Annotated in this window: 15 protein-coding genes; 9 read left to right on the top strand and 6 right to left on the bottom strand. The window is 51.0% G+C overall.

The features are described 5' to 3' along the window. Positions 1-95 precede the first annotated feature (95 nt). The gene (locus AC2YIT_RS17255) at positions 96-617 is read right to left on the bottom strand and encodes a hypothetical protein (protein WP_487279973.1); all 522 of its coding nucleotides are present in this window, start codon (positions 615-617) and stop codon (positions 96-98) included. Positions 618-875: 258 nt separating this feature from the next. Here AC2YIT_RS17255 and AC2YIT_RS17250 point away from each other — a divergent pair, with 258 nt between their 5' ends. Both AC2YIT_RS17250 and AC2YIT_RS17245 read left to right on the top strand, forming a co-directional pair. After that, the gene (locus AC2YIT_RS17250; protein WP_487279972.1) at positions 876-1,682 is read left to right on the top strand and encodes a hypothetical protein; all 807 of its coding nucleotides are present in this window, start codon (positions 876-878) and stop codon (positions 1,680-1,682) included. 8 nt (positions 1,683-1,690) lie between these two features. Then, on the top strand, positions 1,691-3,232 hold the full coding sequence (locus AC2YIT_RS17245; protein ID WP_487279971.1) for an alkaline phosphatase family protein: 1,542 nt from the start codon (positions 1,691-1,693) through the stop codon (positions 3,230-3,232). Positions 3,233-3,317: 85 nt separating this feature from the next. Here AC2YIT_RS17245 and AC2YIT_RS17240 read toward each other — a convergent pair whose 3' ends face one another. Further along, a complete protein-coding gene (locus AC2YIT_RS17240; RefSeq protein ID WP_430849030.1) occupies positions 3,318-3,662 on the bottom strand; it encodes a winged helix-turn-helix domain-containing protein in 345 nt (114 codons plus the stop codon). Between the two features lie 436 nt (positions 3,663-4,098). Between AC2YIT_RS17240 and AC2YIT_RS17235 the strand changes: the two genes are divergently transcribed. Beyond that, positions 4,099-5,361 (top strand): T9SS type A sorting domain-containing protein, encoded by a 1,263-nt coding sequence (locus AC2YIT_RS17235; protein ID WP_487279970.1) that lies wholly within the window; start codon positions 4,099-4,101, stop codon positions 5,359-5,361. A gap of 2 nt (positions 5,362-5,363) precedes the next feature. Here AC2YIT_RS17235 and AC2YIT_RS17230 read toward each other — a convergent pair whose 3' ends face one another. Further along, on the bottom strand, positions 5,364-8,132 hold the full coding sequence (locus AC2YIT_RS17230) for a TonB-dependent receptor (protein ID WP_487279969.1): 2,769 nt from the start codon (positions 8,130-8,132) through the stop codon (positions 5,364-5,366). Next, entirely contained in the window at positions 8,119-8,895 is a 777-nt protein-coding gene (locus tag AC2YIT_RS17225; RefSeq protein ID WP_487279968.1) for a GLPGLI family protein, read from the bottom strand. Before AC2YIT_RS17225 ends, AC2YIT_RS17230 begins: the two co-directional genes overlap by 14 nt. Positions 8,896-9,128: 233 nt before the next feature. Here AC2YIT_RS17225 and AC2YIT_RS17220 point away from each other — a divergent pair, with 233 nt between their 5' ends. The 5 genes from AC2YIT_RS17220 to AC2YIT_RS17200 all read left to right on the top strand — a co-directional run bounded on the left by AC2YIT_RS17220 (position 9,129) and on the right by AC2YIT_RS17200 (position 13,558). Further along, positions 9,129-10,772, top strand: coding sequence for a hypothetical protein (locus AC2YIT_RS17220; RefSeq protein ID WP_430849022.1), 1,644 nt, complete (start codon positions 9,129-9,131; stop codon positions 10,770-10,772). A gap of 84 nt (positions 10,773-10,856) precedes the next feature. Then, on the top strand, positions 10,857-12,317 hold the full coding sequence (locus tag AC2YIT_RS17215; RefSeq protein WP_430849020.1) for a sensor histidine kinase: 1,461 nt from the start codon (positions 10,857-10,859) through the stop codon (positions 12,315-12,317). A gap of 2 nt (positions 12,318-12,319) precedes the next feature. Further along, positions 12,320-12,994, top strand: a complete 675-nt coding sequence (locus AC2YIT_RS17210; RefSeq protein WP_487279967.1) for a response regulator transcription factor — start codon at positions 12,320-12,322, stop codon at positions 12,992-12,994. Between the two features lie 37 nt (positions 12,995-13,031). Continuing rightward, the gene (locus tag AC2YIT_RS17205; RefSeq protein WP_430849016.1) at positions 13,032-13,235 is read left to right on the top strand and encodes a hypothetical protein; all 204 of its coding nucleotides are present in this window, start codon (positions 13,032-13,034) and stop codon (positions 13,233-13,235) included. Next, positions 13,232-13,558: a hypothetical protein gene (locus tag AC2YIT_RS17200; RefSeq protein WP_430849014.1), complete on the top strand. Its 327-nt coding sequence runs from the start codon at positions 13,232-13,234 to the stop codon at positions 13,556-13,558. Before AC2YIT_RS17205 ends, AC2YIT_RS17200 begins: the two co-directional genes overlap by 4 nt. A gap of 411 nt (positions 13,559-13,969) precedes the next feature. Here AC2YIT_RS17200 and AC2YIT_RS17195 read toward each other — a convergent pair whose 3' ends face one another. Beyond that, positions 13,970-15,685 carry an arylsulfatase gene (locus AC2YIT_RS17195; protein ID WP_487279966.1) on the bottom strand — a complete coding sequence of 572 codons (1,716 nt, stop codon included), beginning with the start codon at positions 15,683-15,685 and terminating at the stop codon, positions 13,970-13,972. Between the two features lie 51 nt (positions 15,686-15,736). On the opposite strand from AC2YIT_RS17195, the gene AC2YIT_RS17190 reads away from it, so the two are divergent. Then, positions 15,737-16,117, top strand: a complete 381-nt coding sequence (locus AC2YIT_RS17190; protein ID WP_487279965.1) for an iron chaperone — start codon at positions 15,737-15,739, stop codon at positions 16,115-16,117. Here the strand turns inward: AC2YIT_RS17190 and AC2YIT_RS17185 are convergent. Beyond that, positions 16,114-16,596: an RES family NAD+ phosphorylase gene (locus AC2YIT_RS17185; protein ID WP_487279964.1), complete on the bottom strand. Its 483-nt coding sequence runs from the start codon at positions 16,594-16,596 to the stop codon at positions 16,114-16,116. The genes AC2YIT_RS17190 and AC2YIT_RS17185 overlap by 4 nt on opposite strands. Between the last annotated feature and the right edge of the window lie 2 nt (positions 16,597-16,598).

Raw genomic sequence — 16,598 nt, 5'->3', positions numbered from 1 at the left:
ATGTTGTTGTATTTGCATTACTGGCTTTCACCGATTTTAGGCTAATTCGTTCAGCTATTTGTCCGAGCCGGAAATTCCCAGAAAAGCATCACGGATCAAATCGTGGTGTGGATTATAATCACTGATAAAGATTGAGCCGTAGCCTTCACCGGCGAAGTCGGTGTCGTATTTGGAGATACAATGCGGCACAAGCCGGCCTGCTTGTCGGAACCATCGATCGAATAGCCGTTGCCGGCACGCGGCAAGTTCGTCGCAGGATTCGCAAATAAGATAATGGATATTTCAGGATGCAGACGGAAAGATTCAAGAAGTAACCAGATAATTGTGTCCCTGACTCTGGTTTGGCTGGAATAGCCTTCGCTTGGAATGTCTTTGAAAGGGAGCTGATCTTCTCCGTAAGGCTTGAAGGAAAAGCTGACTACTTGATGGTCAAACTGAGGATAATGATAGAAGTAGCCATGTGATTTAACAAACGCGGCGTTATAACAAATACCGGACTCTGCCAGGAACCAATAACGTTCCTGATCATCTGTTACTACTTCATATGGGTTTAAAAAATTTGATTCCTTTTGCATGAAGCTGTTGTAATGTGTATTCGCCGCGGAAATACGCTTCAACGGCGTGCTGGTTTTCGATGAGTTTGTGATAAAGTGCTTTTTGAGCATCCCTGCGATCTGCCTCCTTCGATTTTATTGCGGTTGTCGTTTCCATTTTTGAGTAACGTTTTGATTTTTACGAATATACGAATGCTTGAAACCTTGCTCCAAGGAAATCCACTACCGATGTCCGAACGGTAGCAACCATTGATCATATTCTGTTAAAGTAGAAAAAGCCACCTTTCGCTATTTTTAAGATTTGAAAACACCTGAACCCTTATGCTCCTTTTCAAATCGCTGTTATTCTGCACTTTTTCGTTGTTGTGGTTCTCGCATGTACCGGCACTAGCACAAACGCTCGTGCCCGTGAAGACTTTTGATGTGAGGGAAGCCAAACAGGCAGTGGCGGTCGACGCGCAGCATTTCTACGTGATCAACAACAGCACCATTACCAAGCATTCCAAGACCGACGGTAAGCTCGTCGCGACCTGGGACGGAACCAAGGATGGGATAATCCATTTGAACAGCGGGGTCGTAATCAAAGGCAAGTTGTATTGCGCGAATTCCAATTATCCTGAAACCCCGATGACGAGTTCGGTCGAAATATTCGAAGTGAAAACACTGACGCACGTCGATACACACAGTTTCGGGATTGCGCAGCACGGGTCACTCACCTGGCTCGATCAGAAGGATGGGCACTGGTTTATCGGCTTTGCGCATTATGCGGGCAAGGAATCTAGTGAGGGAAGGGATGTGCGGTGGACATCGCTGGTGAAATATGACCTGGAATGGCGGCAGGTCGAGGCATGGGTTTTCCCGAAAAACCTCGTCGATTTGTTCACACCAAAAAGCAATTCCGGCGGGGCCTGGGGCGCGGACGGTTTGCTGTACTGCACCGGCCATGACCGCGCGGAGATATATGTGCTTAAACTACCGAAATCGGGTTACACTTTGCAGCATATCAGTACATTACCTGCACCTATCGAAGGACAAGGTATTGCTATTGACCGCTCGGTGGCGGGCAAAATGTCGTTGTATGGCATTCAGCGTAGTAAACACACCGTTACAGTTTCCGAAATCCGATAACCCAGCGCATGATGAAGCCGCATTTCCGTTACCTGGTCTGCCTTTTTTCGGTGATTGTCCTCCAACAAGCGCACGGACAGGGTACGGTTGCGGCTAGTGGCCGTTTTCATGCTAAAACCCTGATCGTGTTTTTCGACGGCTTGCGTCCGGACTACATCACGGAAGCGCAAATGCCTAACCTGTTTGCATTCAAACAGTCTTCGGCCCTGGGTAAGCAGCATCACAGCGTCTTTCCGACGGTAACCCGGGTGAATTCAGCTTCCTATGCAACGGGCTCGTATCCGGGGACACACGGCTTGCTGGGTAATTCCATTTACATTCCCGAAGTCGCTACGAACAGGCCTATCGAGACGACCTACGAAGATTTGCGTAAAATTCCCGCAGCTACATCCGGACCGCTGCTCACGGCGAAATCATTAGGTGAAGTGCTGGCGGATGCGGGTCAGAAAATGATGGTTTTCAGCTCAGGAACGACGGGACAGGCCTTCTTGCAAAACCATACAGTGAATGGGGCAATTGTCAACCCGGGCCTTATATTGCCGGAGACCTTCAAAACGCAGGTCCTGAATGATATCGGCGCGCTGCCGGAGGAAGAACGTAAGGAATTGGTCCGGCATAAATGGATTACAGACGCATTATTGAAGTATGGCCTGGTCAAGAATGGCCCGCTGGTAAGCGCAATCTGGTTTTCGGACCCTGACGGTGCGGCGCATGAGCATGGTATCGGCTCGGAGCAGGCGGTGAAGGCGATTCAATACGTCGACAGGCAATTCGGGCGGATCATAGAAGCCTTGCGGACGAAAGGAACCGGGGAGCGTTATAATATCATTATTTCCACCGACCACGGCTTTGTGACGCACAAAGAGAAACCGGGTCTGGCTGATTTTCTGATCAAAGAAGGCTTTAAACAAGACCAAAAATCTGACGATGTCGTAGTAGCGGAGGGCGCGATTTACGTAAAAAATCACGACGAGAAGGTCATTGCCGGCATAGTAGCCGCATTGCACAAGCAGGAATGGGTGGGAGCGGTTTTTACAAAAGGAATTAAAAAAGGCGACACTCAGGGCCGCGTAAAAGGAACGCTTTCTTTTGACCTGATCCATTACGATCACCCAAAACGCTCCGGGGATATTCTTGTAGCTCCCAGTTGGAATGATGCCAAAAACGACAAGGGCTATGCCGGTACCGACTTTGCGGGAGGTGTCGCAGGGCACGGCGGGGCCAGTCCTTACGAGATCAATATTGCGTTGTTCGCCTCGGGGCCGGATTTTAAGCATGCCGCGAGCACGGAGTTGCCGACTTCCAATGCCGATGTCGTTCCTACGATTCTGGCCATTTACAACTTGCCAAAGCCGGCTGGAATGGATGGCAGGGCAGTGACTGAGCTGCTGCAAAAGGCGCGGAAAGCGAACGGCATTTCCCAAAAACATCTCGTAAAAACGGAGGCGGTTTATCCGTGGGGAACCTACAAATTGTCCGCAGAAATGTCTGTCCTGGGCGATTACCGATATTTCAACTATGCCCGAACAGAAAGAACACCGGCCCGCTGACCAGCAGTTATTGTATGTTGCCCGAATCAGTTTTAGCAAACGCATTTCGAATGCTCTCACTTCGCGGAACGCGACGCCTTTGAACTCAAACGAGTGACAAAAGCTCGGATTCTTCGGCCAATGCAGCATTCAGCTTATCGTTGAGACGTTTGTAGGCCGCCATCACATTGCGGGCAGTGTCGGTAAGCACCGTACCGCCCCCTTTGGTACCGCCTTTCTGTGTGACTACGTATGGTCCTTTGCCTAGTGTATTGAGCGCGTCGACCATCGCCCATGCTTTTTTATAGGACAGTCCCATCTCTTTGGCCGCCTGTGCGATAGAGCCGGTCTCGGCGATGCGTTCGAGCAACTCGTAGCGTCCGGGACCGAAAAATTTGACCTCATCTACAAACACCCAATGTCGGAGCCGTATCTCGATATATCTTTCCATGCGGCAGTTTTTTTAGCGATTAATCTTTTCTTGCCGCAAACTAGGATTAAAAAATGAGGTTTTAATGCCACCAAGGCACGAATGCTTCACGAATGCGTTCGTGCTAATTTGTGCCATGGTGGCTTAAAAAAAATAACGTGGAATTATTTGTTATTTCTATTATAGAATTAATTTTACATTGGTGCAGAGGTGCTAAACTTACAGTTGTCCGAAAGTCGGAATGCTGGTAGCAGGGCGGCTCATCACACGACCGAATTTCCAGATACAAGAAAGAATAATAAGCCGATAAACGAACATGTAGTGTAGAAGCGTGTCATGGAACTGCCATAACACGCTTTTTGTCTTTTACGCCCAGCAATTTGCACCGTTCACTCAATCCTTGCAAACCATTTTTGTGGTATTTACGACATCCTGTTTTCAACAACATTTGTCAGCCATGAGAATCATTTGCTACATTCTTAGTTTGTTTTCTTTTCAATACGCATTTGCACAGTCCGATGAGATATCCGTTGGCACGGCAAGTCCTGGCCGCGTCGTCTGGCGGTTGGAGAGGCAGGTGCCTCTAAGCGATATCTACGCAATACGCAACCTCGGCGGAAGGCTCTATGCGGCCGGTGCGAGCCAGGTCTACATTGCCGACCGGTGGGGGACTTCGTGGGCGGCATCAACAGAATTTAACCCCGCACCGGCAGGTATCGACGATCTGGTCAGTTTCAAGGGCAAACTGTATGCCACTGGTTATGGAAAGGGCATTTACGAAAGCACCGACAATGGTAAAACCTGGCGCTTTGCCTCTCAGGGCTTTTCGGGCACATCCCCAATCCGGTTTGCAGAAAGGAAGGGTAGACTATATGTAGCCACCGACGACCAGGGTATACAGCAGCTCAATGCGGCAGGTACTAGCTGGGCAGCATTTAACAAGGGCCTCGATTTCAGGACCAGTTATAGTTTCAATGCGATTATCAACACCGACAGTTGCCTCATCGGCGGAATGGGGGCGAATGGTACTCTCGCCATTCTGGATGATAAAACGGCCCAATGGAACATTCGCTACCACGGCGGAGGCATTCTTCCCGGGCTGACTACCTTCGATTTTGTGCAAACAGGAAAGCATGTCTGGGCATTTACCAATTCCAGAGCTTATGTGAGCGGCGATAACGGTGCTACCTGGCTATACGTGCCTGCTGGCATGCGGCACGGGGGCGTTTCGCGGGCAACGACTACCGCCACACACATTTACGCGGCGGTGAATTTTGGGGATAACCATACCATTGTATACAAGCGACGCATTGCCGAGCCGCTTTCGGAGGCATGGACGACGGTCGATACCCTGGCCGGATACTACACTTATGGCCTCGCGTATGCAAACGGGCGCCTGTATGTGGCCACGCAGAAGGGGCTTATCAGCACTTTTACGGGTCCATCCATTGAAGTGCCCCGGCAGAAGATCCCGTATAGAGATTTCTTTGTGTATCCTAATCCGTCGATCGGCCAGGTAACACTGGCAAATGGGCTGACTGCCGGTGGCGGCGAATTTCGGCTGTATGACGGCAACGGAAAAGTTGCATGGTCGGGCATTGTTAGTTCCGACAGCCAGCCGCTGGATATCTCGAAACTGGCACCTGGTACTTATTATTATACGCTCACAGGCAACGGGGCAGGGGAGCGCAAAGGCCGGTTGGAGATAGCAAGGCCGTAGCTTCATATCCCGAACTTCCGGAGATTGTAGACCAGGCTGACCAGGAAATACCGTTTCAGGACCCGGCTGCGGACGTCTTCGATGTATGCGTCGCCTGTGTTACGAACCAGGCTGCGGTTCTGGTTCAGCAGATCGAATACCTGCAACCGCACCTCGGCTTGCTTCGTGCGTAGAAACTGTTTGGCAACGGACGCATTCCAGAGCATAAAACGCTGGTTGTACCCCTCGGCACGGCCGGTATTGCCGGTATAGGTGAGGTCGGAGGTGAGCACCAGGTTTCCAGGTAACTGCCAATGTATATCCGCCGTGGCATATTGCGACCAATACTGCATATTCTGCTGTGATAGAAGCGAATACCGCGCCTGCTGGTAGGTGATGCGCGCGCTCAGTCCATAGTCGATCCGGCCATTGTAATCCGACTGCAGGCGGACTCCCTGTCCGATAGAAGTCGAGGTGGTTACATTATCCGACGCATTGATCAGGTTCGTATTACGCGCAAGGCTTCCCTGAGTGCTCAGGTTGACAGTCAGGTGCAGCGGTTCGATCTTTTTGCCCAAAGAAACAAATCCCGTTCCCGACATAAATCCCCGGGTGTTGATCGGCGTCGTAAACTGCACGCCGGATTCGTCCGTGCGAGTGGAGACCCCAATGCGGTTGTTACTTTGGTTGAAGCTGCTGAATACAAACAGGTTATCAGTTCCGCCGCGCGACGAGATGCTGAATGTGAGCGTAAGGTTATGATAGTATTCGGGACGCAAATCCGGATTGCCAATGCTGATATTGAGCGGATTGGAATTGTCCGCGATGGGTATCAGCTGCGTAATGCCGGGCGAAACGACTCTCGTTCGATATTGGAGTCGCAGGTTTTTGTTTCCAGGGAATGTGTAGGAAAACATCGCATTCGGCATGAAATATGCATACCGGGAGCTGTAACCGGCGTCGGTAGACCTGTCGACGGGCCTTAGGGATGCCAGCTGCGCATCGCCGCCCAACGCGACCGTGTAACGCAGGCGCCGGGTCTGGAATGTGGCGCCCAGGCGGTTGGTTTCAAAGGTATTGGCAAAATTCCGGCTTAATGCGGCATTAGGCTGGTCGTACTGGTCGGTCTCTTCGCTTTTGCTGGCTACATTGCGCAGCAGTTTTCCAAAACTGTTGCTGTAAGCATACCTGAATTCCAGTTTTTGGGTAAATGAAATGGGTTCTGTAAAAGAGACATTCACTGTATTTTGCAATGCAAACTGGTCTTGTGCATTGCGCTGATCAATCCTTTGTTCGGTGGTTAATGTATCAAAAAACGTATTGGTCGCGCGGTTGTAGGCCGTCGTATTGCCTGTGGTCAGAACGGAATTGAGGTTCGCCGACAGCGACCGGCCTTCCTTTTTGAATTTGCGCATGAACAGCAGATTATTGTAGCCATTCCAGCCCGTGCCGTGCAGATCGTTGCTGGTCAGCCCTTTGTTGAGAGAGTCGGCCAGCGAGCGGTAAGAAAAACTATTGTTTTTACTAAGCACATCCTTGGTCTGAAAGCTGAGATTAGGCGTAAAACGCAGGCTGGTCAGCGAGTCGATCGGTAGGTCGAAGCGGCCGTTGATGCGGTGTGTCAGCAATGTGTTTTTGGAATAGTTGCTTTGGTCGGTCAGAAACGACTGGCCGGGTAATATGTTTTCGCGACGACTTTGCTGGTCGGTGGTGGTTACGGCGCGGTTGACGAAATAGCTGGCGGCCATTTCGGAGCGTTTGCCCCACTTCACTGCCTTGCTTTCGGTCCGGTAGTTGGCGCCCAACGCGGCGACTTCAGTGATATTGGATGGGGCAGCCGGTCCGCCATCGCCCCCTCCGCCCGGTTGGCCCACAAACTGCGGCCCGCCGCCGCCTTCGCCCATCGTGAAATTCTGCTGGTTGAGGTTATTGGCCTGCCCGATCACCGAAAGTTGCCGGTTGGGCCCGCCGTTGTGGTTATTGAATCGGTTCACATTCAATTTCGCCTCGTACCGCGCCGATTGATCGCCGCTGCTCGGGCCGACGCCTAGTGCATTTTGCCCGAAATAACCCTTTCCTTTGTCCTTTTTAATGGTAATGTTGATAGTCCGTTCCCGATCGCCATCGTCCACACCCGAGAATTGGGACTGATCGGATGATTGGTCAAACATCTGAACCTTGTCGACGATATCAGCAGGTAGGTTGCGGGTCGCCATTTTGGGGTCGTTGCCGAAAAACGGCTTGCCGTCCACAAGTACCTTATTCACAGCCTGGCCGTTGGCTTTTATGGAACCGTCGCGTGCCACCTCGACGCCCGGCAGCTTGCGCAGCAGTTCCTCCACCTGTGCATTCGGCTGCGTTTTGAAGGAGCCCGCGTTAAACTCAACGGTGTCCTGTTTAATCGTGATCGGCGCGGCTTCCTGGCGGATCACTACCTCATTCAGTTGCGTGCCCTGCTCAGTCATAAATAGCGTACCGACATTGGCGGGGGTATCGCTGGCAACGGTAACGGGCAGGGAAATGTTTTTGTAACCCATAAACGTGACCAGCAGTCGGTAGGAGCCGGGAGTAACCTTCCGGAAATGGAAATCGCCATCGCCGCCGGTCGTGGTCGCGGTTACGTATGCAGAGTCCCGTGCGTGCAGGAGCGAGACGGACGCCATCCTCAGCGGCTTGTGCGAGGCGGAGTCGAGCACGGCACCGCTGATTTCGCCCGTCGGCGTAACTTTTTGCGCAAGCAGGGGCGACAGCGAGAGCAGCAGCAGGCAGAATATCAGTTTAAATGCCTCCACCGCCCGGCCCCATTTTTTGGTGAAAATCCGCCATTGCCCGCTGGCGGATGTCTGTCATCTGCTCCTGGGTGACGCTCTCTGCCTGTACATCCGGCATTACGGTTTTGTCGTCAACCTTACCCAGGCTCACTTTCGTGGCCCTGAACTGTTCACGGCTACCTTCCACAAGCAGTACTACCCCTTTTTCGGGCGTAAGAGCAGGCACCGGCGAGTAGCGGAACGGCAGTTCGGTCGTAAACCATACGGAATAGGGTTCTTTCTTAAAATTGACCACCGCTTTCTGGCACAAATACCCGGCGATTTTTTTCGTCTGCTGCGTGAGCTGCCATCCGCTGGTTGGCTCAATCGGCGCTTCGGTTTTGTAGGTATGCGCTTCCTTATCTTTGCCCACGGTCACAAAAGTGAGGGTTTTCTGGCCAGCAATGTCTACCACCACATATTCTTCGAATGGCCGTCCGGCATTGGTGGTCTGCGGAATCCCGCCTGGTTCTTGTCTGACCCTCAACATCATATTCTCTTCATCGCGGCTTTCGCGTACGAAATTTCCGGCAAACAACACTTTCTGGCCTATGGTACGGGTGTCGGGAACATCCGTCGGGAAATTGGGGTCACCCTGCTTTACCTCCTCGCCGTTTACCATGAAGCGTAAGCGCGATTGGTCGATTTTTCGCACGACTTCGTAATTGATCTGCCCGGAGGTTTGTGCGAGCATGTCCGGCGCGGCCGCCAAGAGCAGCGCGATAATGGAAAGGAGCTTTTTCATAATGTCACCATGTTTTTGATTTGATGGATCAAAGGTCAGGCGACGGTTTGTAAGGTTCTGCTATTTAGTGTTAAGTAGTGTTAACGCTAAATCTGGGAAGAGTTCAATAAAAAATACTCCTCGTACCAGTTGCTTGCCGAAAACTAAAAAAAGTCACATTCCATAGCACATTATCAGGAACCTGGGCTTATATTGGTTTAACCAACTCAACCCAAGCAACCCTCTGTATACTAATGATTTATAGCCTCTACTTCAAACTCTTCCTGTTTGTAGTCTTTTTTCTATCAACTTTGTGGATTTATAAGGTGTATATCAATGAACCCAAACGCAAGGTTTCCGGAAAAGACGCTGCAGCGATAATTGCCGTTATTCTGGTGCTGATATGGGCCGTAAGGGTCCCGTTTTTGCGCGATCAGGAATATGATATCGATACCAGTACCTGGCTCAGTGCCGTCATAGCGATTAACCATTACCCCAACAAACTCTGGACATTACTCAACTACACCGACGCGCGGCCTTTGACCGTGTTTCCGTTGCTAGCCGGCTCATGGGCGGGAATGCCGGTCAGTTACAGCAGCGCTGAAATCATTGGTTTACTGCTATGGACCGGGACGGTACTGCTTCTGTATCAGATATGTAAATTGTTTGCAGGGAAAAGCCTCAGTTTGGTAGTGACTTGGAGTCTTGCGCTTTTTCTGGGCACAATCTGTCCTATTTTCGCCGCCTATAATTCCGAGCATAGCAGCATTTTTATGGTGACAGCCGGTATCGCGTTGTTCTTTTTATATGTCTATGGCCGATGGTCGAGTCCCATGGTAGCCGCTTTTACGGGTATATTGCTGGGAAGTCTTGTCTACGCCAAATTTCAAAATGCCCCGATGGGATTGCTCACCGGGGCATTTTTATTGCTCGCGATGGCGCAACGGAAGGATTGGCGGAATATGGCGGCATTGCTGGTGGGTTGTCTTTTACCTACGGTTCTGATTAACGTGTTTTATGGTTTACGGGGCAAGCTGGATGTTTTTTGGAACAACTATTTCTGGAATTACTTTTATTATTCTTTTACGACCCAGTTCTCCTCCATGCCCATTGCGGAGCGGTTCAGTCCCGGGCGTGTCGTACGGTTTATTTTCTATGCCACAAGCTCAGGTATTTACATCCTCACGCTGGCCGCGCTGGCGGTTGTATTGCCGGTTTTGTCGTTCAAAAAATGGAGCTCCGGGCTCAAAACGAACTGGGTGCCGCTTGTTTTTAACTTTCTGTTTTTGCTGCTGAGCGTTTACGCCGTATTGCAATCGGGAAACAATTTTGAGCATTATAAGCTCTTCCTTTTTGTACCATTGCTGATTTTCAATGCGTTATTTCTGTCCGTAACCCGGCTGGAACTTCGTAAATATGCGGTGGGAATACTGTTGCTCGGAGGCATTGTTCAAATGGTAGTGAGCCTCAAATACCTCGACGGGGATATTGCTTACGACAAGCGGGATGATATTGATAAGAAGGTGGTAGGACATATTGTACAAAACAGCTGTTCGTCGGACCCGGTAGTAGTATGGGGCTGGCGCGACGGGCTGCTGGTGGCCGCGCAGCGGCCCATGGGTTACCGCGATGTGCATACCTTTCATTTTTCGATGAAATCGCCGCTTGTTCCAAGCTGGACGCGTGATTTCGTGGAAGATATGGAGGAAAACAAGCCGAAAATCTTCATAGAAGCGATGATCCGCGACTATTCGGAACGGGGAGATCTTTTTCTGCCTCACGACAAAGTGCCGGTCATTCGCGAGTATGTGCAGCGGCATTACCGGCTGGTAAGGGAACTAAACGGCGTTCGGATTTTTCATCGTAGGGAAACGCCGGCTATTTCACTCTTGCGCTAGAAGGCCTTATTAATCAATGCTATTTTGTGTTAAATAGTGTTAAAGTGCCGGAAATCATCCACCCGGAAAGCGTAGCTTTGCGGTATGACGAACCGCCGCATCCGATCGATTTTCTGGCTCATGACCGCCTGCATTGTCGCGATCAATGCATTCCAGGGATATTGGCTCTTGACCACCTACCGGCTCAACCGGCAGCAATTCGCAAATGTGGTTCAAGATGCATTGTTTCAGGTGGTCGAGAGCCAACAGCTTGACCATGCACGCGTGCTGATACGCGAACAAAATGTTCCCTCAAAACCTCCTGGCGGCGATGTCCCTGATGAACCTCCTGTCGGCAATTCCACTAAGAAAGCTCCCGGCAGCGGCGCCCGCGACGCACGCGTTGTGGTCAGGCGGTTGGGCGTTCGCAGCGGCGAAGCATCCCGGTTTTATTACCAGTTCAACAACGACAGCATTGTAGTAGCACCTGCCGATACGCTCGCGCGCCGTATTTCCAGGTTCGTAATGCAGGAATGGAAGGAAGGTGGCCGGGTCGACATGAAGAAGATCTATGCGGCCTACCAGGCCGAATTGGCAAGAAGGGATATTCACGCTTCGTTTCTGCTCGATACACTCCATATACTTCCCAAAACCGGGGCCAATAATGTGATCATTTTTAATGGTTTGAGGAGGCAAGGGGGCGACCGTTTCAGTACATTGCCGTTGCCGATCAACCCGGTGCGGCATCTGTTCGTTCAGGCTACTTTTGAAACCCCGGTCCCATACCTGTTGAGACGGATGGCGTGGCTGCTCGGCTGCTCCCTGATGCTCCTGCTGCTTACGACGGGCTGTTTCGTGTTTATGCTGCGGACAATCCTTCGCCAAAAGAAGCTCTCCGACATCAAGAACGATTTTATCAATAACATGACCCACGAGCTCAAAACGCCCATTGCGACGGTCAACGCAGCTGTGGACGCACTACTAAACTTCGGGGCGTTAAACGATCCGCGCAAAACAGAAGAGTACCTCCATATTTCACAGAATAACCTTCAAAGACTGTCCGATCTGGTAGAAAAAGTATTGAACCTGGCAGTGGAGGAGAAGCAGGAATTCGAATTTCACACGGAGCCGGTGAGCCTGGCCGAGATCTTATGCGAACTGGCGGCCAGCCACCGCATTAAGGCCGCGAAAACGGTGGTTTTTAATATGCATATCCCGTTCGGAACGATGGTGCAGGTGGACAGGATGCACTTTGGAAATGTGATTAATAACCTCATCGATAATGCGATCAAATACTCTTACGACCGCGTGACGATATCGTTTAACTACGAACAGGAGCCGCATGGCTGGCAACTCACGGTGGCCGACAATGGTATAGGCATTCCGAAAGCTTACCAGGCCTCCGTCTTCGATCGCTTCTTCCGAGTGCCGACGGGCGATTTGCATCAGGTGAAAGGTTTCGGTCTCGGACTGGCCTATGTGCGGCAGGTAGTGGAGAAGCATGGCGGGAGCATTAGTCTGGCAAGCGAGCCGGGAAAAGGGAGTGCATTTGTTTTAAAATTCTAAAAATGGCTACGGTATTATTCATCGAGGACGAGCCCGCGCTGGGAATGATTGTGAAAGATAGCCTGGTTTACAGAGGGTTTGAGGTGCTGTACGCTGCCAACGGCACCGACGGGCTCGAACAATACCGCCAGCACCATCCCGATATCGTCGTCGCCGACATCATGATGCCCGACATGGACGGGTTCACGATGGCCGAGGAAATCCGTCGCGACGACCCGCATACGCCGATCATGTTCCTTACGGCACGTTCGCAGACTTCGGATGTCGTCCGCGGCTTTGAACTGGGCGGGAATGATTATCTAAAGAAGCCATTCAGCCTCGACGAACTGGTCGCACGCATCAATGCGCTCCTGCGTACCGGCGCGTCGCGGACGAACACGAACGGAACGCTCAAAATAGGCCGCTATATTTTCGATCCTGCCAAACAGAAACTTACTGTCGATAACCACGAGGTAACACTATCCCACCGTGAAGCCGAACTCCTCCGTCGCCTTTACCAGCAACGGAACGAGGTTCTCGGCCGCAGCGAGGTCCTTACCGAACTCTGGGGCGACGACTCGTTCTTCAACGGCCGCAGTCTGGATGTCTTTATCACCAAACTGCGCCGCCACCTCCGTGAGGATCCCAAGATCCAGATCATTAATATTCGTGGAAGAGGGTATAAGCTGGTGCTTTGAGAAGCGGTATTTTGTATTTTTGTACAAACTAGGTAAAATGAAAGAGGATATTCAATTCAAAATTGGCCACCGGACGAATGATCCGTGTTCTATGACGCGGGAAGAGCGTTCTCAATGGCAGCAGCAACTCGCTGTAAATGCGCGCGACTACCTTTTTTCAATTGGACAGCCATTGGTTTACAAACGCGATGGTCACGTAGTAGTGGAACATAAGGACGGCCGGATACAAGTAATCCGATGACGATTTACCTGGTTGCGGGACCTCCGGGTATCGGTAAAAGCACACACAGCCAATCGTTCATTCCCCTCGGAGTCCCCATTGTAGATCAGAATTTGGCGGCTTATCAGTATAAAAAGCTTGGCTTTGCGAACTACCAGGATATTGCATCACTAAAGAGCAATCATAGGATTCGCGACTTATTGTTTAGTCAGGAGCCGTTTGCGTTAGAGCTAAATCTAGGCTTCGAATCCCACTACGACTATCTGCGCTCGATTGCTGCTTTTGACCATAAAAATCAGATCGATCTTATTCTCTTTTTTCAGATGATATCAATGTATGCTTAGATAGAGCAAAAATCAGACATTTGAATGGCGGACACGAAGTCACTGCGGATGTGATCAAAGAGATGTATGCCGCTACCATGCCGCTATTTGAGCGAAACAAAATCCTGTTCCCCCGTATTATTCTTGTTGACGTAACTTATGATGCTGTTATCGAACTAACAGAAGATCACAAGCCGTTGCCAGCTTGGGTACAGAGCAACGATCTTCAACGATACTTGCTGGCCAGGTAATCAGAACACTTCGCAGCAATGCGTCACGCGTACTACGCGATGCTGTTTTCAAACCCTAAATTGAACCAGGGGACAACCCACCAGGCGCTTAACAGCGGTATCGCGGCAAAATGCGATTGACTTTTTCGGCCTATATACATCCGGCATTTACACAGGCGGCAATTGGGACGTTAACAGTTTGTTATTTTGAAGGGTCCTGCTTACCCGGTTTGGGAAATACCTGGTGGGTATTGGCCCATTGGTGCCAAAGACCTGCCAGATATTTGACCTTTTCGGGATGGGCAGCAGCCAGGTTTTTGGTTTCCGAATGGTCGGTAGAAAGGTCGTAAAGCTGCCAGGTGGAATCGGCAGCGGTCGACACGAGTTTCCAGTTGCCTTCCCGGGCATAACGAGCACCGAAATGCTCGTTGAAGAGTGTTGAATGGCCTTTTGAAGGTTTGCCGGAAAACGAGCCGACAAGGCTTGTTCCGGTAGTGGGTTTAATATCGTTGTTATTGAACTGCCGGGGATATTTCGCGCCCGAAAGTTCACAGAATGTAGCCATCAGGTCCATCACATGGCCTGTATGATCGCTATAACTTCCTTTTTTGGCTGTAATGCCCCCCGGCCAGAAAGCGATCATCGGCGTATTGATCCCACCTTCAAACGACTCGGCTTTAGCATAGCGGTATGGCGTGTTGGCAACGCTCGCCCAGCGCGCGCCAATGGACGCATAGGTCGTCTGGGGACCAGGCATAACTTGCTTTTCGGTAGCGTAGGTGATTTTTCGGCCGTCGCGCGTTTGGCTCGGACGGTCGAAACCCGGGCCATACTTGGCGCAGTTTTCGGGGCTGGCCCCATTGTCGCTCAGAAACAGGATCAACGTATTATCCAACTCGCCGGTTTGTTTCAATGCGTCGATAACGCGGCCGACTCCCTGGTCCATGCGGTCGATCATCGCCGCGTGGACGGCCATCGCCCTGGCATCCCATTCGCGGTCGGGATTGTCTTCCCATTTTAAAGCGTTGGCCGGTGTTTCCGGTAATGGCGTAACCTTCGGGTCAATCAGGCCCATTTTGACCATTCTTTCATAACGTGCTTTGCGGACTGCCTCCCAGCCGCCTTTGTAGGTATCCTTGTATTTTTCAATGTCCTCCGGTTTTGCCTGCAACGGCCAGTGAGGCGCATTTTGCGCTACATAGAGGAAAAATGGCCTGTCGGATTTGGCGAATTCCCGGATGTAAGCGACTGTTGTGTCGTTGATGGCGTCAGTATGATAATAGTCCTTGGGAACACTTTTGACCGCTTCTTTGCCATTCACCAGGCTGAAAGGGTCAAAAAAATCGATGACGCCCCAGATCGTTCCAAAGTACTTATCGAAACCACGGCTCGTCGGATACTGCTCGATGGGAGAAAAAGGGCCCGCTTCCTTTTGATGATTCAGCCAGGCGAGCTGTTCGTGCGGGGTCTTTTGCGTAAAAGTGTTGGAGACGTGCCATTTGCCAGTCATTCCTGTTTGGTAACCTGCGGTTTTAAGGACTTCGGCCAGCGTGACGGTATTTTCGGTGATATGGCCCCGATAACCCGGCTGGTTTTCGGCCTCCGTCATTTTTCCGATTCCCGCCTGCTGGTTGTACAAGCCCGTGAGCAGGGATGCGCGCGTGGGGCAGCAGCGCGACGTATTGTAAAATTGCCGGTAACGCAGGCCGTTTTGAGCGAGGTAGTCGAGGTTTGGCGTGTGCACTTCGCCTCCGTAACAGCCCATGTCCGAATAGCCCATGTCATCGGCAAGTATCACGATGATATTGGGACGTTTGGCAGCATTAGATTTTACAGGAACGTTCCCGCTTTTGAGGGCAACAAGGCCCATGCCCGCCATGAATGCGAGAGAGATCAAGGATAGTTTGGTTTTAGTCATTTCCGAAAGTAGAAATTTTCGCTAACTTATTCAGCCGTAAAAGACTTGGAAATGGCCACGAAACACCACTCAGTAGACGAATACATCGCTACTTTTCCGGACGATGTACAGAAAGTATTACAGGAAATTCGGACGGTAATCAGGAATGCTGCGCCTGAGGCCGCGGAGACGATTTCATACGACATGCCCACATTCAATCTGAACGGGACGTACCTTATTTATTTTGCCGGCTGGAAAAGGCACGTTGCACTTTACCCGGTTACAGGAAAGATCTCCGAGACGCTTGCTACTGAACTTTCGGGTTATAAGGGGACCAAAGGCTCGGTGCACTTCCCATTGAACAAACCCATGCCGCTTGACCTGATCAGAAAGATTACGGAATTGCGGATTGCCGAAAATCAGGCGAATGCTGCGAAACAAGGTGCGGATTAAGCGCCTGTTTTGAAACCATACTTCTTTAAGATATCCTCAATCCGTGGATCAGGCATCAGATCGGTGACCCCGACGAGCGACACACGCGGATAGTCTGGATGGAGGGTATTGACGACAAAATTGTATGAAAGAGGTATCAATGCCGAAGGTACTTTCAGCACAAGTGCTTCGCCCGCGCTGAACCACCGATCCCCTAATGGCTGGCATTGCGAGTAATCGTTCGGGTCACGCCAACCGGCTTCAAGGTCGGTTGGCGCGATCGATTCGATCACGGCATCGTCGGGTATTTCAATAAACATGATCTTGAAATCACTATTGAATCCGACTCCCTGCCTTCTGACCAAGTTTTCGAGTAGTGCCAGCGTGACTGTTTCAGATGTGTAAATCACTTTATTGCCAGCACTGTTCCATCTGCCGCGCATGCCGGAAGCGAACAACGTATTCGCATAAAGCGTGTGGACAATCCGGAATACTAGCATCG

Source organism: Dyadobacter sp. SRI_021, assembly GCF_057586235.1.
This window is presented reverse-complemented; position numbering and strand designations above follow the sequence as displayed.